This is a genomic window from Pantoea eucrina, assembly GCF_002095385.1.
GTDB classification, from domain to species: Bacteria; Pseudomonadota; Gammaproteobacteria; order Enterobacterales; family Enterobacteriaceae; genus Pantoea; species Pantoea eucrina.
The window spans coordinates 142,794-169,425 of the sequence record NZ_MIPP01000003.1; the positions used below are offsets into that span (position 1 = coordinate 142,794).

Sequence of the window (26,632 nt, forward strand, 5' to 3'; positions counted from 1 at the left end):
TGCTGTGCAGATACCTGAGCCCGCCACCATGCGGGCTTTTTTTTGAGCGAATTTCAGAGAAATTATCATGGCAAATGCGAAACCTACATTGAAGTTGATTACCGGAAACGCACCCTATCGCGAAGATCCGGCCGCGGTGTTTCATCAACTGTGCGGCGCACGTCCGGCCACTCTGCTGCTTGAGTCTGCGGACATCGACAGCAAAAAAAATCTGAAAAGCCTGCTGATTGTTGATAGCGCACTGCGCATCAGCGCCCTTGGTCAGACCGTGTCTTTACAGGCGCTCTCTGAAAATGGCCGTGCCCTGCTGCCGTTGCTGGATGCCGCTCTGCCTGAGAGCGTAAAAATCGACGTTCGTCCGGATGGTCGTGAGCTGCATTTTGCTACGGCGAATGATGTACAGGATGAAGATTCGCGGCTAAAAGCCTTCTCGGTGTTTGATGCGCTGCGTCTGATTCCGCAACTGGTTAATACACCTGCCGATGAGCGTGAAGCGATGCTGCTGGGCGGACTGTTTGCTTACGACCTGGTCGCCGGCTTTGAAGCGCTGCCGGCGCTGCGCAACGACCAGCGCTGTCCCGACTACTGCTTCTATCTGGCGGAAACGCTGCTGATTATCGACCACCAGCAGGGTGCAGCCCGCCTGCAGGCGAGCCTGTTTACGCCGTCAACCAGTGAGTTTCAGCGTCTGCAGAGCCGTATTGAGCAGCTGCACGGCCAGATGACACAGCCGGCGCCCGCCCTGCCGGTGCAGCGCGTGGAACAGATGACGCTCAGCACCAGCCAGAGCGATGATGCTTACTGCGAGGTGGTGGCGTCGCTGCAGCAGGCTATCCGCATCGGTGAAATTTTCCAGGTCGTGCCGTCGCGCCGCTTCTCGCTACCCTGCCCGTCACCGCTTGCCGCTTATGAAACGCTGAAGAACAGCAATCCCAGCCCCTATATGTTCTTTATGCAGGATCGGGAATTCGCCCTGTTTGGTGCCTCACCGGAAAGCTCGCTGAAGTATGACGCGCAGTCGCGCCAGATTGAGATCTACCCCATTGCCGGCACCCGCCCGCGCGGCCGCCATGCCGACGGCTCGCTGGATCGCGATCTCGACAGCCGTATCGAGCTGGAGATGCGTACCGATCATAAAGAGCTGGCCGAACATCTGATGCTGGTGGATCTGGCGCGTAACGACCTTGCCCGTATCTGCAAACCCGGCAGTCGTTACGTTGCCGATCTGACCAAAGTTGACCGCTACTCTTTTGTTATGCATCTGGTCTCCCGCGTGGTCGGCACGCTGCGTGACGATCTGGATGTCCTGCACGCCTACCGCGCCTGTATGAATATGGGCACGCTGAGCGGCGCGCCTAAAGTACGCGCCATGCAGCTGATTGCTGAAAAAGAGGGCACGCGGCGCGGCAGTTACGGCGGTGCCGTGGGCTACTTCACGGCGACCGGCGATCTCGATACCTGCATCGTGATCCGTTCCGCCTGGGTCGAAGAAGGTGTGGCTACCGTGCAGGCGGGTGCCGGCGTGGTGCTGGATTCTGTCCCGCAGGCTGAAGCGGATGAAAGCCGCAACAAAGCACGCGCAGTTCTGCGCGCTATCGCAACCGCGCACCACTGCAAGGAGATGTTCTGATGGCTGATATCCTGCTGCTCGATAATATCGACTCGTTTACCTATAACCTGGTGGATCAGCTGCGCAGCTTTGGTCACAACGTAGTGATCTACCGCAACAGCGTGCCGGCTGAGACGCTGATTGCGCGGCTGCAGCAGATGGAAAATCCGGTGCTGATGCTGTCACCCGGTCCTGGCGCGCCAGCTGATGCGGGCTGTATGCCAGCCCTGCTGCAGGCGCTGCGCGGCCAGCTGCCCATTATCGGTATCTGTCTGGGTCATCAGGCTATCGTTGAAGCGTATGGCGGCCACGTGGGCCAGGCGGGTGAAATTCTGCATGGTAAGGCGTCTGCGGTAGAGCATGACGGCAGCGCGATGTTCAGCGGCCTGAGTAATCCGCTGCCGGTGGCACGTTATCACTCGCTGGTGGGGAGTAATACGCCCGCTGAGCTGACGGTTAACGCCAGCTACAACGGCATGGTCATGGCCGTGCGGCATGATGCCGATCGCGTCTGCGGCTTTCAGTTCCATCCTGAATCGATTCTCACCACCCAGGGCGCACGCCTGCTTGAGCAGACGCTGGCCTGGGCGCTGGCGCAGTAACAGGGAGATAAAGATGCAAACTATTCTGGAAAAACTGTATCAGGCGCAAACGCTGAGCCAGGCGGAGAGCCACCAGCTGTTCAGCGCCATTATTACCGGTCAGCTGGAGCCCACTCAGCTGGCCGCAGCGCTGATTGCCATGAAAGTGCGCGGCGAGCAGCCACAGGAGATAGCCGGCGCCGCATCGGCGCTGCTGGCTGATGCCAAACCTTTCCCGCGTCCTGACTATGCGTTTGCTGATATCGTCGGCACCGGAGGCGACGGCAGTAACAGCATTAATATCTCGACCGCCAGCGCGTTTGTGGCCGCAACCTGCGGCCTTAAAGTGGCCAAACATGGTAATCGCAGCGTCTCCAGCAAATCCGGCTCCTCCGATCTGCTGGCAGCGTTTGGTATTAATCTGGACATGCCCGCGCAGCAGGCGCGCCAGGCGCTGGACGATCTTAATGTCTGTTTCCTGTTTGCGCCGCAGTACCATACCGGCTTTCGTCACGCGATGCCGGTGCGTCAGCAGCTGAAATCGCGCACGCTGTTCAACGTGCTCGGCCCGCTGATCAATCCGGCCCGACCGCCGCTGGCGGTGATTGGCGTGTACAGCCCGGAGCTGGTGCTGCCCATCGCGCAAACGCTGAAGGTGCTCGGCTATCAGCGGGCCGCTGTGGTCCACGGCGGCGGAATGGATGAGGTCGCTCTGCACAGCGCCACGCAGGTGGCTGAGCTGCGCGAAGGGGAAATTACCTGCTATCAGCTGACGCCGGATGACTTTGGTTTTGGCATGCATGACAAAGAGGCGCTGGCGGGCGGGACGCCGGAAGAAAACCGTGACATTCTGACCCGTTTACTTCAGGGTAAAGGAGAGCCCGCGCATGAGCAGGCGGTCGCCGTTAACGTGGCGATGCTGCTGAAAGTGTTTGGTCATGAAGACCTGCGCGACAACGCGGAGCGGGCCATTGCCGCGATTCGCAGCGGACAGGCTTATGAGCGCGTGGTTGCACTGGCAGCGAGAGGATGAGATGAGTATTAAAGGCACCGTATTAGAGAAAATTGTGCAGGATAAGGCGATCTGGATAGCAGAGCGTCAGCAGCAGCAGCCGCTGGAGACATTCCACCCGGAACTGCAGCCGGCAACGCGCTCTTTTTATGACGCCCTGCGCGGCACCCGCACCGTTTTTATCCTTGAGTGTAAAAAAGCGTCACCGTCAAAAGGGATGATCCGCGAGGATTTCGATCCTGCCGCCATCGCCGCCGTCTATCGTCATCACGCGTCTGCCATTTCGGTTCTGACGGATGAGAAATATTTTCAGGGTGACTTCGCTTTTCTGCCGATTGTCAGCGCGGCGGTGACCCAGCCCGTGCTGTGCAAAGATTTTATCATCGACCCCTATCAGATCTACCTGGCGCGCCACTACCAGGCGGACGCCATCCTGCTGATGCTCTCCGTACTGGATGATGAACAGTACCGGCAGCTCGCCGCAGTGGCTCACAGCCTGAACATGGGCATCCTGACCGAAGTCAGCAATGAGGCGGAGCTGGAACGGGCGATTGCCCTCGACGCTCAGGTGGTGGGCATCAACAACCGCGACCTGCGCGATCTTTCGATCGATCTTAACCGCACCCGCGAGCTGGCACCGCGCCTCAGTCACGGCGTCACGGTCATCAGTGAATCCGGTATTCATAATTATGCGCAGGTGCGTGAGCTGAGCCGCTTTGCTAACGGTTTTCTCATCGGCTCGGCGCTGATGGAAGAGGCTGACCTGGCAGCTGCGGTACGTCGCGTGCTGCTGGGTGATAATAAAGTGTGCGGCCTGACGCAGCCGGAAGCGGCGCGCGCCGCCAGTGAAGCGGGAGCCCTGTATGGCGGTCTGATTTTTGCTGAAGGCTCACCGCGCAAAATCGATACTGTCCAGGCACACCGCGTGATGGCCGCAGCGCCGCTGCGCTATGTGGGCGTGTTTCGTAATGCGCCGGTTGGTGACGTTGTCACGCTGGCGGTAGAGCTGAATCTGGCAGCAGTGCAGTTGCATGGCGCCGAAGATCGCGACTATGTTGCCACGCTGCGTCAGGCGCTACCGGCCCGGATACAAATCTGGAAAGCGCTGAGTGTCAAAGAGAGCCTGCCGGCGCGCGACTGGCCGCACGTTGATCGCTACGTGTTTGATAATGGCCAGGGCGGCAGCGGGCAGCAGTTTGACTGGTCGCTGCTGCAGGGAGAGTCGCTGGACAACGTGCTGCTGGCTGGCGGTCTCGCCGCTGATAACTGCGTGACGGCAGCCCAGCTGGGCTGCGCTGGTCTTGATTTTAACTCCGGCGTGGAGTCCGCCCCTGGCATAAAAGATGCCGGCAAAATTGCTGCGGTATTTACCACATTACGCGCTTACTAATGTTGCTGGCCCGCCAGTGCGGGCCGTTGAGGAAAGATCAATTATGTCGACGTTATTGAATCCCTATTTTGGTGAATTTGGCGGCCAGTACGTTCCGCAAATCCTGATGCCGGCTCTGCGCCAGCTGGAAGCTGCTTTTGTTGAAGCGCAGCGCGATCCTGAGTTTCAGCAGGAGTTTACCGATCTGCTGAAAAATTACGCTGGTCGTCCGACGGCGCTGACCCTGTGCCGTAATCTGACTCAGGGGACGAAAACCCGCCTCTATCTGAAGCGCGAAGATCTGCTGCATGGCGGCGCGCATAAAACCAATCAGGTACTGGGTCAGGCGCTGCTGGCAAAGCGAATGGGGAAAAATGAGATCATTGCGGAAACCGGCGCCGGCCAGCATGGTGTCGCCTCCGCGCTCGCCTGCGCGCTGCTCGGCATGAAGTGCCGTATTTATATGGGGGCGAAAGATGTTGAGCGTCAGTCTCCCAATGTGTTCCGGATGCGGTTGATGGGCGCGGAAGTGATCCCGGTTCACAGCGGCTCAGCTACGCTGAAAGATGCCTGTAACGAGGCGCTGCGCGACTGGTCAGGCAGCTATGAGACCGCACACTATATGCTGGGAACCGCAGCAGGTCCGCACCCCTTCCCGACCATCGTGCGCGAATTCCAGCGTATGATCGGCGAAGAGACCAAAGCGCAGATCCTCGAAGCGGAAGGCCGCCTGCCCGATGCCGTGCTGGCGTGCGTAGGCGGCGGCTCCAATGCGATTGGCATGTTTGCTGATTTCATTGAAGAGAGCAGCGTGGGCCTGATTGGTATTGAACCCGCTGGCCACGGTATTGAAAGCGGCGAGCACGGCGCGCCACTGAAGCACGGCCGGGTTGGTATCTATTTTGGTATGAAAGCGCCAATGATGCAGACCGAAGAGGGCCAGATTGAAGAGTCTTATTCTATCTCCGCCGGCCTCGACTTTCCGTCAGTTGGTCCGCAGCACGCGCATCTGAACAGCATCGGGCGCGCAGAGTATGTCTCCATTACCGATGATGAAGCGCTCGACGCGTTTAAAGCGCTGTGCCGCGCAGAAGGGATTATTCCGGCCCTGGAATCGTCACATGCGCTGGCCCATGCGCTGAAAATGATGCGGGCAAATCCGGAAAAAGAGCAGCTGCTGGTGGTTAACCTTTCCGGTCGCGGCGATAAAGATATTTTCACGGTTCACGATCTGCTTAAAGCGAAAGGAGAGATTTGATGGAGCGTTATAATCAGCTGTTTTCACGCCTGTCAGCGCGTCAGGAAGGCGCGTTTGTCCCTTTTGTTACGCTGGGCGATCCCTCTCCGGAGCTCTCACTGCAGATTATTGATACGCTGGTTGAAGGCGGCGCTGATGCGCTGGAGCTGGGGATCCCTTTCTCCGATCCGCTGGCAGATGGACCCACCATTCAGAGCGCCACGCTGCGGGCTTTTGCGGCCGGCACCACGGTGGCGCAATGCTTTGAAATGCTGCAGGTAGTGCGGCAGAAATACCCCGATCTGCCCATTGGTTTACTGATGTACGCTAATCTGGTGTTCAGCCGCGGCATCGATACGTTCTATGCGCAGTGTGCCGCCGCGGGCGTCGACTCGGTACTGGTCGCTGATGTGCCAGTTGAAGAGTCAGCCCCCTTCCGCCAGGCTGCGCTGCGTCACAACATTGCGCCGATTTTTATCTGCCCGCCTAATGCCAGCGATGACCTGCTGCGTGAACTGGCTCAGCATGGCCGCGGTTACACTTATCTGCTGTCGCGCGCAGGGGTGACCGGTGCTGAAAACCGCGCCAGTCAGCCGCTTCACCATCTGATTGATAAACTGCGTGAGTTTCAGGCGCCGCCTGCCCTGCAGGGGTTCGGCATCTCCGAGCCGGAGCAGGTACGTGAAGCGATTGCTGCAGGCGCAGCGGGAGCGATCTCCGGTTCCGCCATTGTACGCATCATTGAGAAAAATCAGCGCGACCCGGCAACGCTGCTGCGTGAGCTGAAAGCCTTTGTCAGCGGCCTGAAAGCGGCCACCCGCTAATCGCTGTGGCTCCGTCACTCCGACGGGGCCACACTCTTTTTTCCGCCATCCCCATCCTTTCTGCCTGAGCGCCAGCTTTTTTCACTTTTTCTCTGCCAGCAGGTTGCCGATTATTCAGGGCCGACCCACACTTAAATGCGCCGTTGCGTTACGGTGTGAATCCATCTATGACAGGGAGATAACCAAATGAAATTGTTCAAGGTCGTTGCGGGAATTTTTATGGCTGCATTTGTGGCACTGACACTGAGCGCCTGTGCGCCAACGCCAACCAAAGAAGGCACCGGCGGTTATATTGATGACACCGTCATCACCACGAAAGTAAAAGCGCAGCTGCTGAATGATGAAGCGCTGAAATCTACAGAAATCAATGTTGAAACGTTCAAAGGTAAGGTTCAGCTGAGCGGGTTTGTCAGCTCGCCACAGATGGCTAACCGCGCCGTTTCCGTTACGCGCAGCGTGGCAGGCGTGAAGTCTGTTGTTAATAATATGCAGATCAAGTAATACCAAAAGGGCGGCCGGCAGGTCGCCCTTCTTCTGCCTCAGAAGCGATAGCCTGCACCAAAGAAAAAGACAAACGGATCGATACGCGTATTAATATTCTGCTGTACGCCCTGATGTCTGAATTTCACTTCAGTATCAATATCCATGTACCACAGCGAAGCATTCAGCATCCAGTCACGGTTAATCTGATAATCGAGCCCCACCTGACCCGCAATGCCCCAGGAGTCTTTAACGCTCAGATCGCTGAGCTGTGCATCCCTGGCGGTCTGATTCAGCTTTGCGTCAAAAAAGGTGGTGTAATTGATGCCAACGCCCGCATAAGGACGTACCGCGCTGTTACTGTCGAGGAAATAGTATTGCGCCATCAGCGTGGGCGGCAGCTGACGCACCGTGGCCAGGTTACCGGTCGGACCAAGACCGACTTTATGACGAAACGGTGTGGCAGCCAGCAGCTCAATTCCGATATGGTCGGTTGCCATCCAGGTGAATGTCAGCCCCAGCTGCGTATCATTATCGACGCGGAATTCACCCATGTTCAGCACATTATCTGACCCCTCTGTCGGACGGACCGTTGCCGTACCGGCGCGCATAAAAAAGTCACCCGCCTGATGAGCCAGCGCCAGCTGTGGTATCGCCATCGCCAGGAACAGTGCGCATTTTGCCAGTTTCATCATCACTCCTTTGCCTGAATTAAAATTTTTCGCGGCACAGATGTAACGGTTTTCAGCGCAGATTTCATTAACTGGCTGGCAGAACAAATGCTTAGTTAACAATGAATTGACACAGATAAAATTTGCCAGCGCGAAAAAAGATCAAAAACAGGTTGATGAAGTTTCATGACGTGATTACTTTGCTGATCCCGAGTGATTTTGGTTCGATGCCTCAGGAGTGGCGGGCGATCAGATGAGCGATATAACTAACCCTTGTATGACCTGTGGCGCCTGCTGCGCCTATTTTCGCGTTTCCTTTTACTGGGCTGAAGCCGATGATGCCGGTGGCGCAGTGCCAGCCGAACTCACCGAGCCGCTAAACCTGCTGATGCGCAATATGCGCGGCACCAGCGATCGCACGCCGCGCTGCGTTGCTCTGCAGGGCGAGCCCGGTAGCTGCGTCTCCTGCGGTATCTATGAGCAGCGCCCCTCTCCCTGCCGTGAATTTGCGATGTCCGGGGAAAATGGCGTCGTTAACGAAGCCTGCGACCGTGCCCGCGCCCGCCATGGATTACCTGCCCTTTTTCACCCTTCTTTACCTGACATGACAGAAAGTTATGGTATTCCGGGTGCCAGCCTGACCGCTTAGCATGTACAATCGCCGGGTTAATTAACCCGGTTTTTTTCAAGGAGTGTACATGTCTATCACGGCAAGCTCGTTATACCGTGACACAGGAAATTTTTTGCGCCATCAGCTGGTCACTATAATGCTGATGGCGCTGCTGACCTCATTCATTACCGTGATTATCGGGCATGCGTTAACGCCTGATGATGAGCAGCTGTCGCTGCTGAGTCAGAGTGACAGCAGCGCATCCTCCCTGTTTGAACTGGTACAGAATATGTCTCCGGATCAGCAGCGTATACTTCTGCGCGCTTCCGCAGCAGGAACCCTGGCGGCGCTGATTGGTAATACGCTGCTGCTCGGCGGCATGCTTTGCCTGATCCCGCTGGTCTCCAGCGGTCAGCGCGTCAGTGCCCTGCGCGCTATCGGTACCGCTGCACCGCTGCTGCCTAAGCTGCTGCTGCAGACCTTTTTGATCACGCTGCTGGTGCAGCTTGGCTTTATGGTGCTGATAGTGCCTGGCATCGTGCTCGCTATCTTGCTCTCTCTGGCGCCGGTGATGCTGGTCAGTGAAAAAATGGGCGTAATCGGTGCCATGCGCGCCAGCCTGCGCCTGGCGTGGAAAAATATTCGCCTGATTGCACCCGCTATTCTGCTGTGGCTGCTGGCAAAAATTATTCTGATGTTCTTTTTCTCTTCGCTGACGGTATTGCCCGCCAATATTGCCTCCGTGGTGCTTAACGCGCTGGGCAATCTGGTTTCTGCCGTTTTGATTATTTATTTGTATCGGCTCTATATGCTGTTACGTTAAGGGTTACGGCGCTCCGCTGAGCGCTATAACCACAGGCTACTGTCCGGACTGGAAACGTTATGAAGCAGTTACTCGACTTTCTCCCCCTGGTCGTTTTCTTTGTTTTTTACAAACTCTACGACATCTACGTTGCATCGGGCGCGCTGGTGGTGGCTACCGGCCTGGCGCTGGTAGTGAGCTGGGTGCTCTATCGCAAGCTGGAAAAGATGACCCTGTTTACCTTTGTCCTGGTGGCGGTGTTCGGCACCCTGACGCTGGTGTTTCATAATGATGAATTCATCAAGTGGAAGGTCACCGTAATCTATTCGCTGTTTGCGCTCGCACTGCTCTACAGCCAGTGGTTCATGCAGCAGCCCCTGATCCAGACCATGCTGGGAAAAGAGCTGCAGCTGCCTGCCACGGTCTGGCGCCGGCTCAACATCGCCTGGGCGCTGTTCTTTCTGCTGTGCGGCCTTGCCAACATCTATGTTGCGTTCTGGTTGCCACAGCCGGTATGGGTGAACTTTAAAGTGTTTGGCCTGACAGGGCTGACGCTGCTGTTTACCCTGCTGAGCGGGCTCTACATCTGGCGGCAGATGCCCCAGCAGGAATCAAAATAGTCTTTCCATCGCCCGGCCAGCCGGGCTTTTTTTCACCTGCAGAAGAACTGAGCAATGAACGAGAAGCATAAGCAGCCCACGGGCGAAATGGTTTTGCGTACGCTGGCTATGCCAGCCGACACCAATGCCAACGGCGATATTTTTGGCGGCTGGCTGATGTCGCAGATGGACATGGGCGGTGCAATTCTGGCAAAAGAGATCGCTGAAGGTCGCGTGGTCACGGTTCGGGTCGACGGCATGAGTTTTCTGAAGCCGGTCGCGGTAGGCGATGTGGTCAGCTGCCATGCGCACTGCCTGCGCACCGGAAACAGCTCAATGACTATCAACGTTGAGGTGTGGATTAAAAAGGTTTCATCTGAGCCGATAGGCCAGACCTACTGCGCCACCGAAGCGGTGTTCGTTTACGTCGCAGTAGACAACAGCGGCAAGTCGCGTCCGCTGCCGGCAGATCGCGCTAACCGCAGCCACTGAGTGATGAAAAGCAGAGCGGCTTTTTCGGCCGCTCTGCTCTGCGCCCTACTCGATCTTCGCGCCGCCGTTAATACGGAAAACAATATTCATGGTGATGCCCTGGCCCGGCTGGCCCGGCTGGTAGCGCCACTTTTTAACCTGATCCCTGACGCTGCGCTCGAACATATTGCGCGGCTGTGCCGAAAGAATAGTGACATTGCCAACCCGGCCGTCACTGTCGACATCAAATTTCACCCGTACATTACCCTCAATACGCAGCGCGGCCGCGCGTGCCGGATAGGCTGGTTTGCTGATGCTGAGCGCTTTCGGTCCGCTCGCTTTAACCGGTGCCGGAGCAGTGGCCGCTTTTGGTGCAGTGGCGGGCCGGGGCTGAGCTGCTGCGGTCTCCTGCCTGAACGGATCGGCCCGGTCCGGTGCCGGCTGACGGGGGGCTGGCGCCGGTTTTTTTTCTGCTTTTGGTTTTGGCTTCGGCTTAGGTTTCGGCTTCGGCTTTGGCTCCGGTTTTGCAATAGGAACCGGCTCCGTTTTTGGCGGCTCCGGGGCGGCCTGCGGCTCGGGTTCAGGCTCAGGTTGCGGTGCCGGTGCTACCACAGCCGGCGCAGGTTCCGGCTGCACCTCAGGCGCGATCATGGTGATGGCGATAGGCTGAGACGCGGCAGGCAGCTCACGGGACTGATGCCACGAGGCATAGAGAATGCCGGCAATAACGGACCCGTGCAGTACCACGGAGAGGATCAGTGAAACAGGCGTACGGGTCGGAAAAGGCGTTGTCAATGTCGTCATAGCAGCTGTGGTCATTGAGTGAGAAGATGATTTTAAATGCAAATAGCAATCAGTTTCAATAAGCAGCGTAAAAGTGCCCCGTTTCCTCTTTTTTTTAACCCCGCTTGCGCTGGCGCCGATTGCCCTGAGGTTTCGTTTGCACTCTGCCGGGCGATCCCTTAACGTGTCTCGCAATTTCGGCCAGTTTAACGGGAGTATCCCATCGTGCTTTACCTCATCTACGCGGAAGATACCGCAGATTCACTGGAAAAACGCAACAGCGTGCGCCCAGCGCACCTTGCTCGTCTGCAGCTGCTGCAGGATGAGGGACGACTGATTGTTGCCGGCCCGCTACCGGTGGTCGACAGCAACGATCCAGGCCCCGCTGGCTTTAGCGGCTCGGCAATTGTCGCAGAGTTTGATTCGCTGGAGGCGGCGCAATCCTGGGCTCAGGACGATCCCTATATCGCCGCTGGCGTTTACGAAAAAGTTACCGTTAAGCCGTTTAAGCGGGTATTTTAATTCGTGATGTTATCACTGCTGCTGCTACTGGTGGCACTGCTGCTTACCGGTCGTGCGCTCTGGATCTGGCGCCGTCAGGGCTGGCTTCAGGCGCGCCAGCAGATTGTCATGCTGATAGTCCTGGCGGCGGCGGCGCAGATCGTCAACATTACGCTGATGCTGCGCGGCCATTAACGAACCCAGCCGCGCCGGTCTCACATATTCTGCGTAATAAACAGAATTGAACGGCGCTGCTGCTGCGCAACCTGGTGACGAATGGCATGGATGCGCTTATAGCGACGCGACTGGCCTTCCAGCCAGCGGGCACGACGGCGATGCACCTGGCGTAACATTCTCCAGCGGGCCACTTCATTTCTGCTTCGTCTCATGACACTCTCTCAGTCCGGCATATTTCGGCACGCATTATAGTGATCTGCACAGAAATGCCAATTCGAAACCTTTATCGATAAATCTCAGGGCAGATTAAGGTTTCGCTACAGCGCATCAGCACGTAAACTTTGCCTATAAATGCGCGAACAGGATGTCCACTCAATGACCACCTTTTATACCCTGATCAGTTGGTTACTGCTGTTTGGCTACTGGCTGCTGATTGCGGGTGTAACGCTGCGTATTCTGATGAAACGTCGCGCAGTGACCTCAGCTATGGCCTGGCTGCTGATCATCTATATTCTGCCGCTGGTAGGGATTATCGCCTATCTCTCGTTCGGGGAGCTGCATCTTGGCAAGCGCCGGGCCGAGCGCGCCCGCACCATGTGGCCCTCTACGGCTAAGTGGCTCACCGACCTCAGGCAGTGCCGGCATATCTTTGCCACCGAGCACAGCGACGTTGCACGCTCGCTTTTTGATCTCTGCCGGCACCGGCAGGGGATCGCTGGCGTCAAAGGCAATCAGCTGCAGCTGCTGACCAGCAGCGATGAGGTGATGCAGGCGCTAATCCGTGATATTCAGCTGGCGCGTCATAATATCGAGATGGTGTTCTATATCTGGCAGCCAGGCGGCCTGGCTGACGATGTGGCGGAGTCGCTGATGGCAGCCTCACGCCGGGGCGTGCACTGTCGTCTGATGCTCGATTCTGCCGGCAGCGTCGCCTTTTTCCGTAGCCCATGGGCAAATATGATGCGCAACGCCGGGATCGATGTGGTTGAGGCGCTGCAGGTCAGCCTGCTGCGTGTCTTCCTGCGGCGTATGGATCTGCGGCAGCACCGCAAAGTCGTGCTCATCGACAACTACATCGCCTACACCGGCAGCATGAACCTGGTCGATCCGCGTTTCTTTAAGCAGGATGCCGGTGTCGGGCAGTGGATCGATCTGATGGCGCGGATGGAGGGGCCTGTTGCCACCACAATGGGGATCGTTTACGCCTGCGACTGGGAGATTGAGACCGGTAAGCGTATTCTGCCTCCGGCACCAGACGGCAACATCATGCCGTTTGAACAGGAGAGCGGCCACACTATTCAGGTTATCGCTTCCGGGCCGGGTTTCCCCGAGGATATGATCCATCAGGCGCTGCTGACCGCGGTTTACTCCGCGCGCGAGCAGCTGATCATGACTACCCCCTATTTTGTTCCCAGCGACGATCTGCTGCACGCTATCTGCACGGCTGCGCTGCGCGGCGTAGAGGTCAGTATTATTGTCCCGCGTCACAACGATTCACTGCTGGTTGGCTGGGCCAGCCGGGCATTCTTTACGGAACTGCTGGAAGCGGGCGTAAAAATCTATCAGTTTGAAGATGGCCTGCTGCATACCAAAAGTGTGCTGGTTGACGGGCAGCTCAGCCTGGTGGGCACGGTGAACCTTGATATGCGCAGCCTGTGGCTCAATTTTGAGATCACCCTGGTGGTAGATGATGATGGTTTTGGCAGCGATCTCGCTACCGTGCAGGATGACTATATTGCCCGTTCGCGCCTGCTGGACAACGCCCGTTGGGCGAAACGTGCCTGGTGGCAGCGCATCGTTGAACGACTGTTTTACTTCTTTAGTCCATTACTGTAAAACGAGCGGAAAGATTACCGCCGCAGGATAAGCACATGACCATGGATTTAGACAACCGCCTGACCGATGATGAAACGCTGGAGCAGGCCTACGATATTTTTCTGGAGCTGGCGGGCGATAACCTCGATCCGGCTGATATTATTCTGTTTAACCTGCAGTTTGAAGAGCGTGGCGGCGCAGAGCTGTTTGACCCGTCGGAAGACTGGCAGGAACATGTTGATTTTGACTTAAATCCCGACTTTTTCTCAGAGGTTGTGATTGGTCTGGGTGAAGCCGATGGCGAACCTATCACGGATGTATTTGCCCGCGTGCTGCTCTGCCGTGAGAAGGATCATAAGCTCTGCCATATTCTCTGGCGCGAATAAGTCAGCCATAAAAACGCCGGGCCTTTGCCCGGCGTTTTGCTGTCTGGCGCCTGCTGACTGGCGTCAGAGCGGATCCACTTTCAGGCAGGATACCGCATGGCGGAAACTGCCCTCCAGCAGCGGGCGGGTTTTGGCACATTCCGGCCCGGCAATCGGACAGCGGGTACGAAACACGCAGCCTGAAGGCGGATTGATGGGCGAAGGCAGCTCCCCGTCCAGCAGCTGGATCTGCTTGTTCTTCTCCAGGTCAGGATCGGGGATCGGCACCGCCGACATCAGCGCCCGGGTATAGGGATGCTGCGGATCGTTGTACACCGCATCATAAGTACCCAGCTCAACGGCATGGCCCAGATACATCACCAGCACGCGATCGGAGATATGTTTCACCACCGCCAGATCGTGCGCAATAAATATCAGCGACAGCCCCATCTCGCGCTGCAGTTTCTGCAGCAGATTCACCACCTGCGCCTGGATAGAGACATCCAGTGCTGAGACTGGCTCATCACAAATAATCAGCTTCGGCTCCAGGATCAGCGCGCGCGCAATACCGATACGCTGACACTGGCCGCCAGAGAACTCGTGCGGATAGCGGTTGATAAGATTCGGCAGCAGGCCGACTTTCATCATCATCGCTTTGACCTTGTCTCTGACTTCCTGACGCGGCATTTTTGGATAATAGGTGCGCAGCGGTTCAGCAATAATGTCGCCAATGGTCATACGCGGGTTCAGTGACGCCAGCGGGTCCTGAAAAATCATCTGAATATCGCTGCGGGCCTGACGCCACTCTTCCGCGCTCTGCCCCAGCAGATCGCGTCCCAGCCAGGCGACACGCCCTTCGGTCGCTTTCACCAGCCCGATGATAGCGCGCGCCAGCGTCGATTTACCGCAGCCCGATTCGCCTACCACACCCAGCGTCTCGCCCTCATACAGCCGCAGGCTGACACCATCCACCGCTTTCAGCGTCTTCGGCGGCTGCCAGAACCACTGTTTGCCATCTTTGATCTCAAAATGCACTTTAAGATCGGCTATCTCCAGCAGTACTTTTTTCTCTTCCACAACGGTGCTCATACTAACTCCTCCACCGGTTTGAAGCAGGCGCGCAGGCGTCCGTCGGCAAACGGCTCCAGCGGCGGCGAAGCGGCACATATCTCCATTGCATAAGCGCAGCGTGGCTGGAACGGACAGCCCTGCGGCAACCGCAGCAGGTTTGGCGGATTGCCGGGAATGGTCGTCAGAGACTCACCCTCTGCATCGAGTCGCGGTACCGCATTCAGCAGCCCGATAGAGTATGGATGCGCCGGCTGATAAAACACATCGCGGGCACGGCCATACTCCATGGTGCGCCCGGCATACATCACCAGTACTTTGTCGCAGATCCCGGCTACGACGCCAAGATCGTGCGTGATCATAATGATGGCGGTGTTAAATTCGCGTTTCAGCTCATTAAGCAGCGTCATGATCTGCGCCTGAACCGTTACATCCAGTGCAGTGGTGGGCTCATCGGCAATCAGCAGCTTAGGACGACACAGCAGCGCCATGGCAATCATCACGCGCTGGCGCATCCCGCCCGAAAATTCATGCGGATACATCTTCATCCGCTTCCGCGCTTCCGGCATCTTTACCGCATCCAGCATGCGTACCGACTCTTCAAAAGCCTGCGCGCTGTTCATGCCTTTGTGCAGCTGCAGAACTTCCATCAGCTGCTCCCCTACCCGCATATAGGGATTGAGCGAGGTCATGGGGTCCTGAAATATCATGGCAATCTGCTCCGCACGCAGCTTGTTCAGCTTGCCTTCGGGCAGGTTCAGGATCTCCTGCCCGTTAAAACGTGCCGATCCGTCAATGCGGCCGTTCTTTGCCAGCAGCCCCATCAGCGCAAACGCCGTCTGCGATTTGCCGGAGCCTGACTCACCTACAATGCCAAGGGTTTCCCCGGCACGCAGTGAAAAATTGAGATCGTTGACGGCGGTAACGTCGCCGTCGTGCGTGGTAAAGGTTACGCGCAGATCCTGCACATTCAGCAGCAGCTCCGGGCTTCCCGCCGGCACAGCACGCGCTGGCGTTGTGGTTTCAAAACTCATCGGGAAACTCCTTAGCGATCTTTCGGGTCGAGGGCATCACGCAGACCATCGCCGATAAAGTTAAAGCAGAATAGCGTGACCACCAGAAAGCCGGCCGGGAACATCAGGAGCCACGGAGAAACCTCCATCGAGTTCGCTCCGTCACTCAGCAGCGCGCCCCAGCTACTGAGCGGCTCCTGCGTGCCCAGACCCAGGAAGCTCAGGAAAGATTCAAACAGAATCATGCTGGGCACCAGCAGCGAGGCGTAGACCACTACGACGCCCAGTACGTTAGGCACAATGTGGCGCAGCACGATACTGGCCGTGGAGACGCCCCCTACCTGAGCCGCTTCGATAAACTCTTTGCGTTTTAGTCCCAGCGTCTGACCGCGCACAATACGCGCCATATCGAGCCAGGAGACCATGCCGATGGCGACAAAGATCAGCAGAATATTGCGGCCGAAAAAGGTCACCAGCAGGATCACAAAAAACATAAACGGAAAGGAGTTAAGGATCTCCAGAATACGCATCATCACCGAGTCGATTTTGCCACCGAGATAGCCCGCCAGCGAGCCATAGAGCGTTCCCACCAGCACCGCAATCAGTGCAGAGGCGATGCCCACCATCAGTGAGATACGTCCGCCAATCGCCACCCGCACCAGCAGATCGCGCCCGGAGGAGTCCGTTCCAAACCAGTGGCCTGAAACCGTATCCGGCGGCGACGACATCATCGCCCAGTCAGTATCATCATAGTTAAACTGCGCCAGCATCGGCGCAAACACCACAAACAGGGCAATCAGCAGCAGCACCAGCAGGCTGATCAGCGCCGCACGGTTGTGAATAAAGCGGCGGCGTGCATCCTGCCACAGGCTGCGCCCCTCCACCTCGAGCTTTTCGCTGAAGGCATCCACCACGTCACTGTTTTTTTTGCTTAACATCATGAGCGTGCTCCACCCTTAATAGCGAATCTTGGGATCAATAACGGCGTAAAGCACATCAACGATCGCATTAAACAGAATAGTCAGCACGCCGACCAGAATCGTCAGGCTCATTACCAGCGAATAGTCACGGTTTAGCGCACCGTTAACAAACAGCTGGCCGATACCGGGCAGGCCATAGATCGACTCAATTACCATCGAACCGGTAATGATGCCGACAAAAGCAGGCCCCAGATAGGAGAGCACCGGCAAAAGCGCAGGCTTGAGCGCATGGCGCAGCACGATACGGCGCAGCGGCAACCCTTTTGCCCGAGCCGTACGAATGAAGTTTGAGTGCATGACCTCAATCATGGAACCGCGCGTAATACGGGCGATGCTGGCGATATAAGCCAGCGAGAGCGCCACCATCGGCAGCAGCATGTAGTTCCACTGCCCGCCGTTCCAGCCGCCGCCCGGCAGCCAGCGCAGCGTAATGGCAAAAATTAATACCAGCAGCGGCGCCACAACAAAGCTCGGGATAACAATGCCGGTCATCGCCACCCCCATGACGGCGTAGTCCCACAGGCTGTTCTGCTTCAGCGCCGCGATAACGCCAGCGGTTACGCCCAGGATCACCGCCAGGAAAAAGGCCGCCAGTCCCAGCTTCGCGGAGACCGGGAAGGCGTGCCCTACCAGATAGTTAACCGAATAGTCCTTATATTTGAACGAAGGACCAAAATCGCCGTGCGCCAGCTGACCCAGATAACTCAGGTACTGTTTGCCAATCGGATCGTTGAGATGGTATTTGGCTTCAATATTGGCCATCACCTCAGGGGAGAGCGTGCGCTCGCCGGTAAACGGGCTGCCCGGCGCTAAACGCATCATAAAAAACGAGATGGTGATCAGAATAAAGAGCGTCGGAATCGCTTCCAGAAGCCGACGCAGAATAAATTTTAACATTGCCGTACCTGCCAGGCTGTTGCTTCACAAAATCAAAAAAGCGGTGCCGCAGCACCGCCACTGTCGATAGCCTGTGTGCTATTAGTGCTTAATGATGTACAGGTTCTTATCCAGCGTTTTATCCAGCGGATCGTTACCGGTATAGCCGCCGACGTAAGGCTTAACCAGACGGGCGTTGACGTAGTAATAGACCGGCACGATGGCACTGTCTTTATCCAGAATCTGCTCTGCCTGCTGGTAGTCAGCCACGCGCGCTTTTTCATCGGCAGCTTTCACAGCATCATGGATCACTTTGTCAAAATCAGCGCTCTTGTAGTGCGCTGTATTACTGCTGCTGTCGGACAGCATGGTGTTCAGGAAGGAGGTCGGTTCGTTATAGTCCGCGCACCAGGCCGCACGTGAAACGTCGTAGTTGCCCTGATGACGGGTATCCAGGAACGTTTTCCACTCCTGATTCTCCAGCTTGATATTAACGCCGAGGTTCTTTTTCCAGATAGAGGACGCCGCGATTGCCAGCTTTTTGTGCAGATCTGAGGTGTTATACAGCAGGTTAAACGTCAGTGGCTTATCTGCGGTATAGCCTGCTTCAGCCAGCAGTTTTTTCGCTTCTGCGTTACGCTTGTTCTGATCCCATTTAAACCAGTCCGGCGGCAGCAGTTCCATGCCATCGGTTGCCGGCGGTGTATAGCTGTAGGCGGGCAGCTGACCCTGCGCCAGTACCTTATTCACCATGATGTCGCGATCCAGACCCAGCTTCAGCGCGGTGCGCACGCGGGCATCAGTGAAAGGCGCTTTCTGGTTATTGATCTCGTAGTAGTAGGTGCAGAGATACGGTTTTACCATCAGCTCTTTGCCATTATCGCGCTGCAGCTTTTTGAACAGCTCAATCGGCATATTGTTATAGGTGATGTCGCTGCCATTTTCAGAGAAGTAGCGGTTCACATCGCTCACTTCTGAGTTGATGGGCAGGAAGGTGACTTTGTTCAGTACCGTATGTTCGTTATCCCAGTATTGCGGGTTGCGTACCAGCGTGACGCGCTCGTTGATAACGTGCGCTTCCAGTTTAAACGCGCCGTTTCCTACCCAGTTCTGCGGCTGCGTCCACTGATCGCCCGATTTTTCGATTGCAGGCTTATAGACCGGTGACATCACGGCATTGATCAGCAGCTTATAAAAGTAAGGTACCGGCTGGCTTAGCGTAACTTCCAGCGTATGATCGTCCAGCGCTTTTACGCCCAGTTCAGAGGTCGGCTTTTTACCGGCAATAATTTCATCAACGTTAGCGATATGGCCATACTGCGGATAGCTGGCATAAGGTGACGCCGTTTTCGGGTCAACCAGACGCTGCCAGCTGTAGACGAAATCCTGTGCGGTAACCGGCTCGCCATTAGACCATTTGGCATTTTTACGCAGATGGAAAGTCCAGACTTTAAAATCTTTGTTTTCCCAGCTCTCTGCAACGCCCGGAACCGGTTTGCCGCTGGCATCGCTGACGATAAGCCCTTCATAGAGATCGCGGGCAATATTATCTTCCGGTACGCCCTCAATTTTATGCGGATCGAGCGACTGAACTTCGTCACCGTTACCGCGCACCAGCTCCTGTTTGGCGGCCAGCTCAACGCCAGCCGGTACCGTTGCAGCCAGCGCAGCGTTCCCTGTCAGAGAGGCAATTGCGGCCAGAACGCCGGCCGCAATCAGACTTTTTTTCGTGATGTTGTTCATTGTTATGCTCCAGTTTTATTATTGTCGTCGGTGCGCTATCGCGCCTGACGTATCCCGTTTACCGGGCGATCTTCGTCTCGTTCGAGCAAAGATCCCTGTCCCCTTCCGGGTGACTTCAGCAAGCCGCCAGCGGGTAATGATATTTGCTGACGACTCACTCACTGTTCTTTTGATAAAGAAAGCGTTCAGCTGCCGGTTTCTGATACGCGTTGCCGGTATAACTACGCCCGCGTGCTAATAAGCAAAAATCGTACACATCTGCTGAGAGAGCGATAAAAATCCTGAGAGTGCCAGAAATTATCAGAAGCTATCCCGTTGCGCCAAAGCCAATGCAGAAAAATGTTAGCTATTTCTCTTTTATCATGTCCGGGATAACGTTGAAAGCGTTAATTATTTCCGCTAAATATCAGTTAAAGCATTGATAAATATTATTATTTAAGCAATTCTGGCGATTATGCGCGCACTTATTTTATGCAAAACTCATTCTGCGCAAATCTATTGAGTTTTTACTTCAAAGCGGAATATTCAGCGACTACTTTACAAGAGAGGCACAGCTAATCACTTTCAGCGCGGATTTAGCAGCAGGTAAATCTGTGACAATAATCACATTAATAAGCGGATATTAAGCAGGGATGGCTGACTGAGTAGTAAAAGTGATAAAAGCGAGCCTGAAAGTAGCCCGATAACTAATTTCACCAAAAAGGTGCATCTGTACGTCGCGATGCACCCTTTTGGTTCATGAAGATGTTTTTCAGCAAAAAACAGGTCAGGTCTAATTCAGTAATCCTGGAAAGATTGCTTTTATGCCGGTGACGACAAATTCAATCCCTAACGCCATTAATAACAACCCCATAATACGGGTAATGACGTTAATTCCGGTCTGACCCAATATCCGTACCATTAACGGCGCCGCTCTGAACAGTAACCAGCAGCAAAAGGCGAAAACCGCAATCGCCAGCGTAAAACCCAGCAAATTAAGCCAGCTGTGATAGCGCGAACTCCAGACGATAGTGGAACTGATAGCCCCCGGCCCTGCCATGAGCGGCAGCGCCAGCGGGACAACACCGATGCTTTCACGAATAGCCGTTTCTGATTTTTCCTGCTTGTTTTGCTTATCCTCACCCAGCTTGCCGCTAATCATCGACATCGCAATGGTCACAACCAGTATGCCGCCTGCGATTCGGAAAGAGTCGATTGAGATACCAAACAGATGCAGGATCCCATCGCCAAGAAACAGCGAGGTCCAGAGAATAATCGCGACCGCAAGGTTGGCTGTAAGATTGGTTTTGTTGCGTTCAGCCACCGCCTGATAGCGGGTCATGCTGATAAAAACCGGAATGATGCCTACCGGATTCACCAGCGCAAACAGGCCGACAAAAAATTTTATATAGCCGGAAAGATCGAGTAGCACGGGGGTCACAACAGGCTCCTGAAAAAGTCAAAAAAACGCGCTTAATGTAGTGCATATGTCTGCTGAAAAACAGCGTATATGGCAGAAATATCTGCTATATGTCCGCCACAGAGATGGCATAAAAATCTGGCTGTTTTCATGTATGCCTGCAGAACAGCAGCGTCTAAAAAAAGGCGCCTTTAGTCGTAAACGATCTGGCTGACCGCTCACCGCTGCAGCCTCTCTTGATCTGCATCATGATTACGTCTCTCCACCAGCGCTACGCTGGGTGCAGTAAATCATTCACGTCAGACCTTTTTACTAAACAGACGGGCCTGCCCTGTCAAACCTTAGCTGATTTCTTTCTCTGCGCTGGCCTGTTTATTAAAAAAGTTTAACTTCCTCAGGAGAGTATTATGGCCGTAACCAATGTTGCCGAACTCAATGCACTGGTTGAACGTGTAAAACGCGCGCAGCGCGAGTTTGCCAGTTTTAGCCAGGAGCAGGTTGATGCAATTTTTCGCGCCGCGGCGCTGGCGGCAGCTGACGCCCGCATTCCGCTGGCTAAGATGGCGGTAGCGGAATCGGGCATGGGTATTGTTGAAGATAAAGTGATCAAAAATCATTTCGCTTCAGAATATATCTACAACGCGTACAAAGATGAAAAAACCTGTGGCGTGCTGGCAAGCGATGATACCTTTGGCACCATTACCATTGCCGAACCCATTGGCCTCATCTGCGGTATCGTCCCTACCACCAACCCTACCTCCACGGCTATTTTCAAGGCGCTTATCAGCCTGAAAACCCGCAACGGCATTATTTTTTCTCCTCATCCGCGCGCAAAAAATGCCACCAATAAAGCAGCCGATATCGTGCTGCAGGCGGCTATTGCTGCGGGCGCTCCCAAAGATATCATCGGCTGGATCGATGCGCCTTCGGTCGAGCTTTCCAGTCAGCTCATGCATCATCCGGATATCAACCTGATTCTGGCGACCGGCGGCCCGGGCATGGTTAAAGCGGCCTATAGCTCAGGTAAACCGGCGATTGGCGTTGGCGCGGGCAATACGCCGGTGGTGATTGATGAAACGGCTGACATCAAACGCGCGGTCGCTTCCATTTTAATGTCTAAAACGTTCGATAACGGCGTGATCTGTGCCTCTGAGCAATCGGTCATTATCGTTGATGCCGTCTATGACGCGGTCCGCGAACGGTTTGCCAGCCACGGCGGCTATCTGCTGCAGGGCCATGAGCTGAGCGCGGTTCAGAATATCCTGCTGAAAAACGGCGCACTGAACGCGGCAATTGTGGGCCAGCCCGCCTGCAATATTGCTGCGCTTGCCGGCATTAGTGTCCCGCCGGGCACCAAAATTTTAATTGGCGAGGTGTCAGCCGTTGATGAATCGGAGCCTTTTGCACATGAAAAGCTCTCGCCGACGCTGGCGATGTATCGGGCAAAAGATTATGCGGACGCGGTAGCAAAAGCAGAGAAGCTGGTCGCGATGGGCGGCATTGGTCACACATCCTGTCTCTACACCGATCAGGATAACGAGGCCGGGCGGATCCACTATTTTGGCGACAAAATGAAAACGGCCCGCATCCTGATCAACACCCCGGCTTCACAGGGCGGCATTGGCGATCTTTACAACTTCAAACTTGCCCCTTCCCTGACGCTGGGCTGCGGCTCCTGGGGGGGCAACTCTATCTCTGAAAACGTGGGCCCTAAACACTTGATCAATAAGAAAACTGTGGCTAAGCGAGCAGAAAATATGTTGTGGCATAAGTTACCGAAGTCTATCTACTTCCGCCGCGGCTCTCTTCCGATTGCGCTGGAAGAGGTTGCTGCTGAGGGAGCGAAACGCGCGTTTATCGTTACCGATCGCTTTCTGTTTAATAACGGCTATGCCGAGCGCGTTACGCGGGTGCTGAAATCACAGGGTATTGAAACCGAAATATTCTTTGAAGTGGAAGCCGATCCGACCCTGAGTATTGTGCGTAAGGGTGCAGAGCAGATGCACAGTTTCCGGCCCGACGTGATTATCGCCCTGGGCGGTGGTTCACCGATGGACGCAGCGAAAATCATGTGGGTCATGTATGAGCATCCGGAAACGCATTTTGAAGAGCTGGCGCTGCGCTTTATGGATATCCGTAAACGTATCTACAAATTCCCGAAAATGGGCGTGAAAGCGCGCATGGTCGCGATCGCTACCACGTCAGGCACCGGCTCAGAAGTCACCCCCTTTGCCGTTGTCACCGATGACGCCACCGGGCAAAAATATCCGCTGGCGGACTACGCCCTAACGCCGGATATGGCGATTGTCGATGCCGACCTGGTGATGGATATGCCGCGCTCGCTCTGCGCCTTTGGCGGTCTTGATGCGGTGACGCATGCGCTGGAGGCGTACGTTTCGGTGCTTGCCAGTGAGTACTCAGACGGACAGGCACTGCAGGCGCTGAAGCTGCTTAAAGAGAACCTGCCCGCCAGCTATCGCGATGGCGCGAAAAATCCGGTTGCACGTGAACGCGTACACAACGCGGCGACAATCGCCGGCATTGCCTTTGCCAACGCTTTCCTCGGGGTGTGCCACTCTATGGCCCATAAACTTGGCTCAGAGTTTCATATCCCGCACGGGCTGGCAAACGCGCTGCTTATCGGTAACGTCATCCGCTATAACGCCAATGATAACCCGACGAAACAGACGGCGTTCAGCCAGTATGACCGGCCGCAGGCACGGCGCCGCTATGGGGAAATTGCTGACCATCTCGGCCTGACTCAGCCCGGGGATCGCACGGCGCAGAAAATCGAAAAACTGCTGGCGTGGCTGGATGAAATAAAAACGCAGCTCGGTATTCCCGCTTCTATTCGGGAAGCAGGCGTGCAGGAGGCGGATTTCCTGGCGAAAGTAGATAAGCTGGCTGAAGACGCTTTTGACGATCAGTGTACCGGCGCCAATCCGCGCTATCCATTAATTGCTGAGCTGAAACAGATTATGCTGGATACGTTCTACGGACGTGATTATTCAGAAACGGACATACCCTCTGCAGAAATCTGCGAGCTGCAGTCCGCTGCCCGTGAAAAAAAAGTAAAGAAAGCGTAGTCCGCTGAAAATAAAAAACCCGCCGCGGCGGGTTTTTTTATGGCTGGCTGATTAAACCGGTGGCGGATTAGCGCCATATATGGCCTCACGCGTACCCAGATTAATCGCCTGCTTGTAATGTTTCCGGCATACGGATATATAGCGCTCATTACCGCCAATTACGACCTGCTCACCTTCGCTGAACGGTCTGCCCTCCCCGTCAAGGCGCAGCACCATGCTCGCCTTACGGCCGCAGTGGCAAATTGTTTTAAGCTCGACCAGTTTATCGGCCCAGGCAAGAAGATACTGGCTGCCGGTGAACAGCTCACCGCGGAAGTCAGTACGCAGACCGTAGCAGAGAACCGGAATATCAAGATTGTCCGCCACGTCAGAGAGCGCATAAACTTGCTCACGCGTCAGAAACTGACTTTCGTCAACCAGCACGCAGTGTACGGGCTGGCGCGCATGTTCTTCCGCAATGGCTTCGGCCAGTTCTGTTTTATCATTATACAGACAGGCAGGCGAAGAGAGCCCGATTCGTGAGCTGACCACGCCGGCACCAAATCTATCGTCTATCTCTGCGGTATAGACCAGGGTGCGCATGCCGCGCTCCTGATAGTTATAGGAAGATTGCAGCAGCGCGGTGGATTTACCCGCATTCATCGCCGAGTAATAGAAATAGAGTTGAGCCACTTACCAGTCTCTCCGGGGATACTAAATTCAGAAGGCGGCAGTTTAACACAAATGTATTGCCGCATAGCACCTCACAAACGACAGGTTTACCGCAGCAGAAAGCCACGCTGCTGGATGCTGAAAATCAATGCCGGCACGCTGCGGTTAAATCACTAATAGCGGTTAATTTAATCTCAGCCAAATGGAATAGCCGGCACGCAACGAGACATATCGCGGATAATTTATGCAGTACAGCGATTGATAATTAACTCTGCTGACATAACTAAAAAAATAAATAAATGTCCTCACTCAGGTTTCACTATTGCAGTTATATATTCCCGCCACTATTATGGAACAGCTTAACCACTCCTTTTTATATTCTGAGATAAGAACAATGAGCGAAGCACTTAAAATCCTTAATAATATCCGTACATTGCGTGCTCAGGCTCGCGAATGCTCTCTGGAAACCCTGGAAGAGATGCTTGAAAAACTTGACGTAGTGGTTAATGAGCGTCGTGAAGAAGAGAGTCATGCTCAGGCTGAAAATGCTGAACGCAGCCGCAAACTGGAGCAGTATCGCGAAATGCTGCTGGCTGACGGCATCGATCCTAATGAACTGCTGAACGCATTATCAGAAAACAAAACGGTGACCAAAGCGCGTCGCGCTGCCCGTCCCGCCAAGTACAGCTATGTAGATGAAAACGGTGAAAGCCGCACCTGGACCGGTCAGGGCCGCACGCCTGCCGTAATTAAAAAAGCGATTGAAGAAGATGGTAAACAGCTGGACGATTTCCTGCTGTAATCCGCGCGCTTCGTTTTAACTGTCTGCACTTTTACTGCAATATTCGTTTCGCCAGGTAAAAAAAAGGAAGCCCGCGGCTTCCTTTTTTTATGCGCTTATTTCTGATAAAAGTCGCGATACCAGTCGACAAACTGCTGTACGCCCTGCTCAACGCTGGTCTGCGGCCGGAAATTGATGGCGTCATAGAGAGGCTGCGTATCTGCGCTGGTGCCCAGTACATCGCCGGGCTGCATCGGCAGCATGTTCTTCACTGCCTCAATGCCCAAAGCTTTCTCCAGCGACTCTATATAGGCCATCAGGCGCGTTGGCTGACTGTTACCAATGTTATATACCCGATAAGGCGCAGAGCTGCTGGCGGGGGAGCCGTGCTCCACGCTCCATGCGCTGTCAGGTTGTGGTACCACCGCCTGCAGGCGAACAATCGCCTCAGCGATATCATCGATATAGGTAAAGTCGCGCGTCATCTCACCGCGGTTATAAACGTCGATCGCCTCGCCTGCCAGCATTGCACGGGTAAATTTAAACAGCGCCATATCGGGCCGGCCCCATGGGCCATACACGGTAAAGAAACGCAGTCCGGTTGTCGGCAGCTGATAAAGGTGCGAATAAGTATGCGACATCAGTTCGTTGGCTTTTTTCGTCGCCGCATAGAGGGAAACCGGGTGATCAACGCTGTCATCGGTGGAGAACGGCATTTTGCGGTTCAGCCCATAAACTGAGCTTGAAGATGCATAAAGAAGGTGGCCAATCTTATGGTGACGGCAGCCTTCCAGAATATTCAGATGGCCGGTGAGGTTAGCATCTGCATAAGCGTGCGGGTTATCGATTGAGTAACGCACACCCGCCTGCGCGGCGAGATGGATAACGCGCTCAAACGCGTGCTGTTCAAACAGAGAGGAAATGGCCTGGCGATCGGCCAGGTCCATTTTAATAAAAGTAAATGCGGGATGCGGTGAAATCTGATCGAGGCGAGCCTGTTTCAGGCTGACATCATAATAGTCATTCAGGTTGTCGATACCAACAACCTGGTGACCGGCAGCGAGCAAACGCTGGCTTACGTGAAAACCGATAAATCCTGCTGCGCCGGTAACCAGAAAATTCATACATC

General features: G+C 55.2%; 26 protein-coding genes and 1 pseudogene. 16 read left to right on the forward strand and 11 right to left on the reverse strand.

All coding sequences use genetic code 11. The annotated features are described in order from the left end of the window. The first annotated feature begins 67 nt into the window (after positions 1 to 67). The 6 genes and pseudogenes from HA43_RS03125 (at position 68) to HA43_RS03155 (ending at position 7,133) form a co-directional block, all read left to right on the forward strand. On the forward strand, positions 68 to 1,630 hold the full coding sequence (locus tag HA43_RS03125; protein ID WP_094110947.1) for an anthranilate synthase component 1: 1,563 nt from the start codon (positions 68 to 70) through the stop codon (positions 1,628 to 1,630). Beyond that, positions 1,630 to 3,223 (forward strand): annotated as a pseudogene (trpD, locus tag HA43_RS19125) (bifunctional anthranilate synthase glutamate amidotransferase component TrpG/anthranilate phosphoribosyltransferase TrpD). Before HA43_RS03125 ends, trpD begins: the two are co-directional and overlap by 1 nt. A 7-nt stretch (positions 3,224 to 3,230) precedes the next feature. After that, positions 3,231 to 4,592 (forward strand): bifunctional indole-3-glycerol-phosphate synthase TrpC/phosphoribosylanthranilate isomerase TrpF, encoded by a 1,362-nt coding sequence (trpCF, locus tag HA43_RS03140; protein WP_211279572.1) that lies wholly within the window; start codon positions 3,231 to 3,233, stop codon positions 4,590 to 4,592. 43 nt (positions 4,593 to 4,635) lie between these two features. After that, entirely contained in the window at positions 4,636 to 5,829 is a 1,194-nt protein-coding gene (gene trpB / locus HA43_RS03145; protein WP_094110949.1) for a tryptophan synthase subunit beta, read from the forward strand. After that, on the forward strand, positions 5,829 to 6,632 hold the full coding sequence (gene trpA, locus HA43_RS03150; protein ID WP_039384612.1) for a tryptophan synthase subunit alpha: 804 nt from the start codon (positions 5,829 to 5,831) through the stop codon (positions 6,630 to 6,632). The genes trpB and trpA overlap by 1 nt, the downstream gene beginning before the upstream one ends. Before the next feature lie 186 nt (positions 6,633 to 6,818). Further along, positions 6,819 to 7,133 carry a BON domain-containing protein gene (locus tag HA43_RS03155; protein WP_039384615.1) on the forward strand — a complete coding sequence of 105 codons (315 nt, stop codon included), beginning with the start codon at positions 6,819 to 6,821 and terminating at the stop codon, positions 7,131 to 7,133. Positions 7,134 to 7,171: 38 nt separating this feature from the next. On the opposite strand, the gene ompW is transcribed toward HA43_RS03155, so the two are convergent. Next, positions 7,172 to 7,804 (reverse strand): outer membrane protein OmpW, encoded by a 633-nt coding sequence (gene ompW / locus HA43_RS03160; RefSeq protein ID WP_094110950.1) that lies wholly within the window; start codon positions 7,802 to 7,804, stop codon positions 7,172 to 7,174. Positions 7,805 to 8,036: 232 nt separating this feature from the next. Between ompW and HA43_RS03165 the strand changes: the two genes are divergently transcribed. The 4 genes from HA43_RS03165 to yciA are packed head-to-tail and all read left to right on the forward strand — an operon-like array spanning position 8,037 to position 10,286. Beyond that, the gene (locus HA43_RS03165) at positions 8,037 to 8,432 is read left to right on the forward strand and encodes a YkgJ family cysteine cluster protein (protein ID WP_094110951.1); all 396 of its coding nucleotides are present in this window, start codon (positions 8,037 to 8,039) and stop codon (positions 8,430 to 8,432) included. A gap of 49 nt (positions 8,433 to 8,481) precedes the next feature. Next, complete coding sequence (locus HA43_RS03170; RefSeq protein ID WP_094110952.1) at positions 8,482 to 9,216, forward strand: YciC family protein; 735 nt, start codon at positions 8,482 to 8,484, stop codon at positions 9,214 to 9,216. Positions 9,217 to 9,275: 59 nt separating this feature from the next. Then, positions 9,276 to 9,815, forward strand: a complete 540-nt coding sequence (locus HA43_RS03175) for a septation protein A (RefSeq protein ID WP_039384629.1) — start codon at positions 9,276 to 9,278, stop codon at positions 9,813 to 9,815. A gap of 54 nt (positions 9,816 to 9,869) precedes the next feature. Then, positions 9,870 to 10,286, forward strand: a complete 417-nt coding sequence (gene yciA, locus HA43_RS03180) for an acyl-CoA thioester hydrolase YciA (protein WP_039384631.1) — start codon at positions 9,870 to 9,872, stop codon at positions 10,284 to 10,286. A gap of 45 nt (positions 10,287 to 10,331) precedes the next feature. On the opposite strand, the gene HA43_RS03185 is transcribed toward yciA, so the two are convergent. Then, positions 10,332 to 11,069, reverse strand: a complete 738-nt coding sequence (locus HA43_RS03185; protein WP_128083771.1) for an energy transducer TonB — start codon at positions 11,067 to 11,069, stop codon at positions 10,332 to 10,334. A gap of 204 nt (positions 11,070 to 11,273) precedes the next feature. On the opposite strand from HA43_RS03185, the gene HA43_RS03190 reads away from it, so the two are divergent. After that, positions 11,274 to 11,570 carry a YciI family protein gene (locus tag HA43_RS03190; protein ID WP_039384635.1) on the forward strand — a complete coding sequence of 99 codons (297 nt, stop codon included), beginning with the start codon at positions 11,274 to 11,276 and terminating at the stop codon, positions 11,568 to 11,570. Positions 11,571 to 11,573: 3 nt separating this feature from the next. Then, positions 11,574 to 11,744 carry a hypothetical protein gene (locus HA43_RS18810; protein ID WP_158086426.1) on the forward strand — a complete coding sequence of 57 codons (171 nt, stop codon included), beginning with the start codon at positions 11,574 to 11,576 and terminating at the stop codon, positions 11,742 to 11,744. 20 nt (positions 11,745 to 11,764) lie between these two features. Here HA43_RS18810 and HA43_RS18620 read toward each other — a convergent pair whose 3' ends face one another. Beyond that, positions 11,765 to 11,938 carry a YciY family protein gene (locus tag HA43_RS18620; RefSeq protein ID WP_128083772.1) on the reverse strand — a complete coding sequence of 58 codons (174 nt, stop codon included), beginning with the start codon at positions 11,936 to 11,938 and terminating at the stop codon, positions 11,765 to 11,767. 163 nt (positions 11,939 to 12,101) lie between these two features. Between HA43_RS18620 and cls the strand changes: the two genes are divergently transcribed. Next, positions 12,102 to 13,562 carry a cardiolipin synthase gene (cls, locus tag HA43_RS03195; RefSeq protein WP_039384637.1) on the forward strand — a complete coding sequence of 487 codons (1,461 nt, stop codon included), beginning with the start codon at positions 12,102 to 12,104 and terminating at the stop codon, positions 13,560 to 13,562. 35 nt (positions 13,563 to 13,597) lie between these two features. Continuing rightward, a complete protein-coding gene (locus HA43_RS03200) occupies positions 13,598 to 13,927 on the forward strand; it encodes an HI1450 family dsDNA-mimic protein (RefSeq protein ID WP_199181676.1) in 330 nt (109 codons plus the stop codon). A gap of 63 nt (positions 13,928 to 13,990) precedes the next feature. Here HA43_RS03200 and oppF read toward each other — a convergent pair whose 3' ends face one another. The 6 genes from oppF to HA43_RS03230 all read right to left on the reverse strand — a co-directional run bounded on the left by oppF (position 13,991) and on the right by HA43_RS03230 (position 21,006). Beyond that, on the reverse strand, positions 13,991 to 14,995 hold the full coding sequence (oppF, locus tag HA43_RS03205; protein WP_039384638.1) for a murein tripeptide/oligopeptide ABC transporter ATP binding protein OppF: 1,005 nt from the start codon (positions 14,993 to 14,995) through the stop codon (positions 13,991 to 13,993). Next, on the reverse strand, positions 14,992 to 16,008 hold the full coding sequence (oppD, locus tag HA43_RS03210; RefSeq protein WP_039384639.1) for an ABC transporter ATP-binding protein: 1,017 nt from the start codon (positions 16,006 to 16,008) through the stop codon (positions 14,992 to 14,994). Before oppD ends, oppF begins: the two co-directional genes overlap by 4 nt. A gap of 11 nt (positions 16,009 to 16,019) precedes the next feature. Further along, positions 16,020 to 16,928 (reverse strand): oligopeptide ABC transporter permease OppC, encoded by a 909-nt coding sequence (gene oppC / locus HA43_RS03215; protein WP_039384641.1) that lies wholly within the window; start codon positions 16,926 to 16,928, stop codon positions 16,020 to 16,022. Positions 16,929 to 16,943: 15 nt separating this feature from the next. Beyond that, positions 16,944 to 17,864, reverse strand: a complete 921-nt coding sequence (oppB, locus tag HA43_RS03220; RefSeq protein ID WP_039384644.1) for an oligopeptide ABC transporter permease OppB — start codon at positions 17,862 to 17,864, stop codon at positions 16,944 to 16,946. A gap of 81 nt (positions 17,865 to 17,945) precedes the next feature. Beyond that, on the reverse strand, positions 17,946 to 19,586 hold the full coding sequence (gene oppA, locus HA43_RS03225; RefSeq protein WP_039384646.1) for an oligopeptide ABC transporter substrate-binding protein OppA: 1,641 nt from the start codon (positions 19,584 to 19,586) through the stop codon (positions 17,946 to 17,948). A gap of 772 nt (positions 19,587 to 20,358) precedes the next feature. Beyond that, positions 20,359 to 21,006 carry a YchE family NAAT transporter gene (locus HA43_RS03230; protein WP_039384649.1) on the reverse strand — a complete coding sequence of 216 codons (648 nt, stop codon included), beginning with the start codon at positions 21,004 to 21,006 and terminating at the stop codon, positions 20,359 to 20,361. 386 nt (positions 21,007 to 21,392) lie between these two features. On the opposite strand from HA43_RS03230, the gene adhE reads away from it, so the two are divergent. Then, positions 21,393 to 24,071 (forward strand): bifunctional acetaldehyde-CoA/alcohol dehydrogenase, encoded by a 2,679-nt coding sequence (gene adhE / locus HA43_RS03235; protein WP_039384652.1) that lies wholly within the window; start codon positions 21,393 to 21,395, stop codon positions 24,069 to 24,071. Between the two features lie 51 nt (positions 24,072 to 24,122). Here adhE and tdk read toward each other — a convergent pair whose 3' ends face one another. Next, complete coding sequence (gene tdk, locus HA43_RS03240; protein ID WP_039384655.1) at positions 24,123 to 24,743, reverse strand: thymidine kinase; 621 nt, start codon at positions 24,741 to 24,743, stop codon at positions 24,123 to 24,125. A gap of 373 nt (positions 24,744 to 25,116) precedes the next feature. Between tdk and hns the strand changes: the two genes are divergently transcribed. Further along, positions 25,117 to 25,524, forward strand: a complete 408-nt coding sequence (gene hns, locus HA43_RS03245; protein ID WP_039384658.1) for a histone-like nucleoid-structuring protein H-NS — start codon at positions 25,117 to 25,119, stop codon at positions 25,522 to 25,524. Positions 25,525 to 25,619: 95 nt separating this feature from the next. Here hns and HA43_RS03250 read toward each other — a convergent pair whose 3' ends face one another. Then, positions 25,620 to 26,627 (reverse strand): NAD-dependent epimerase, encoded by a 1,008-nt coding sequence (locus HA43_RS03250; RefSeq protein ID WP_094110954.1) that lies wholly within the window; start codon positions 26,625 to 26,627, stop codon positions 25,620 to 25,622. Positions 26,628 to 26,632: the final 5 nt, after the last annotated feature.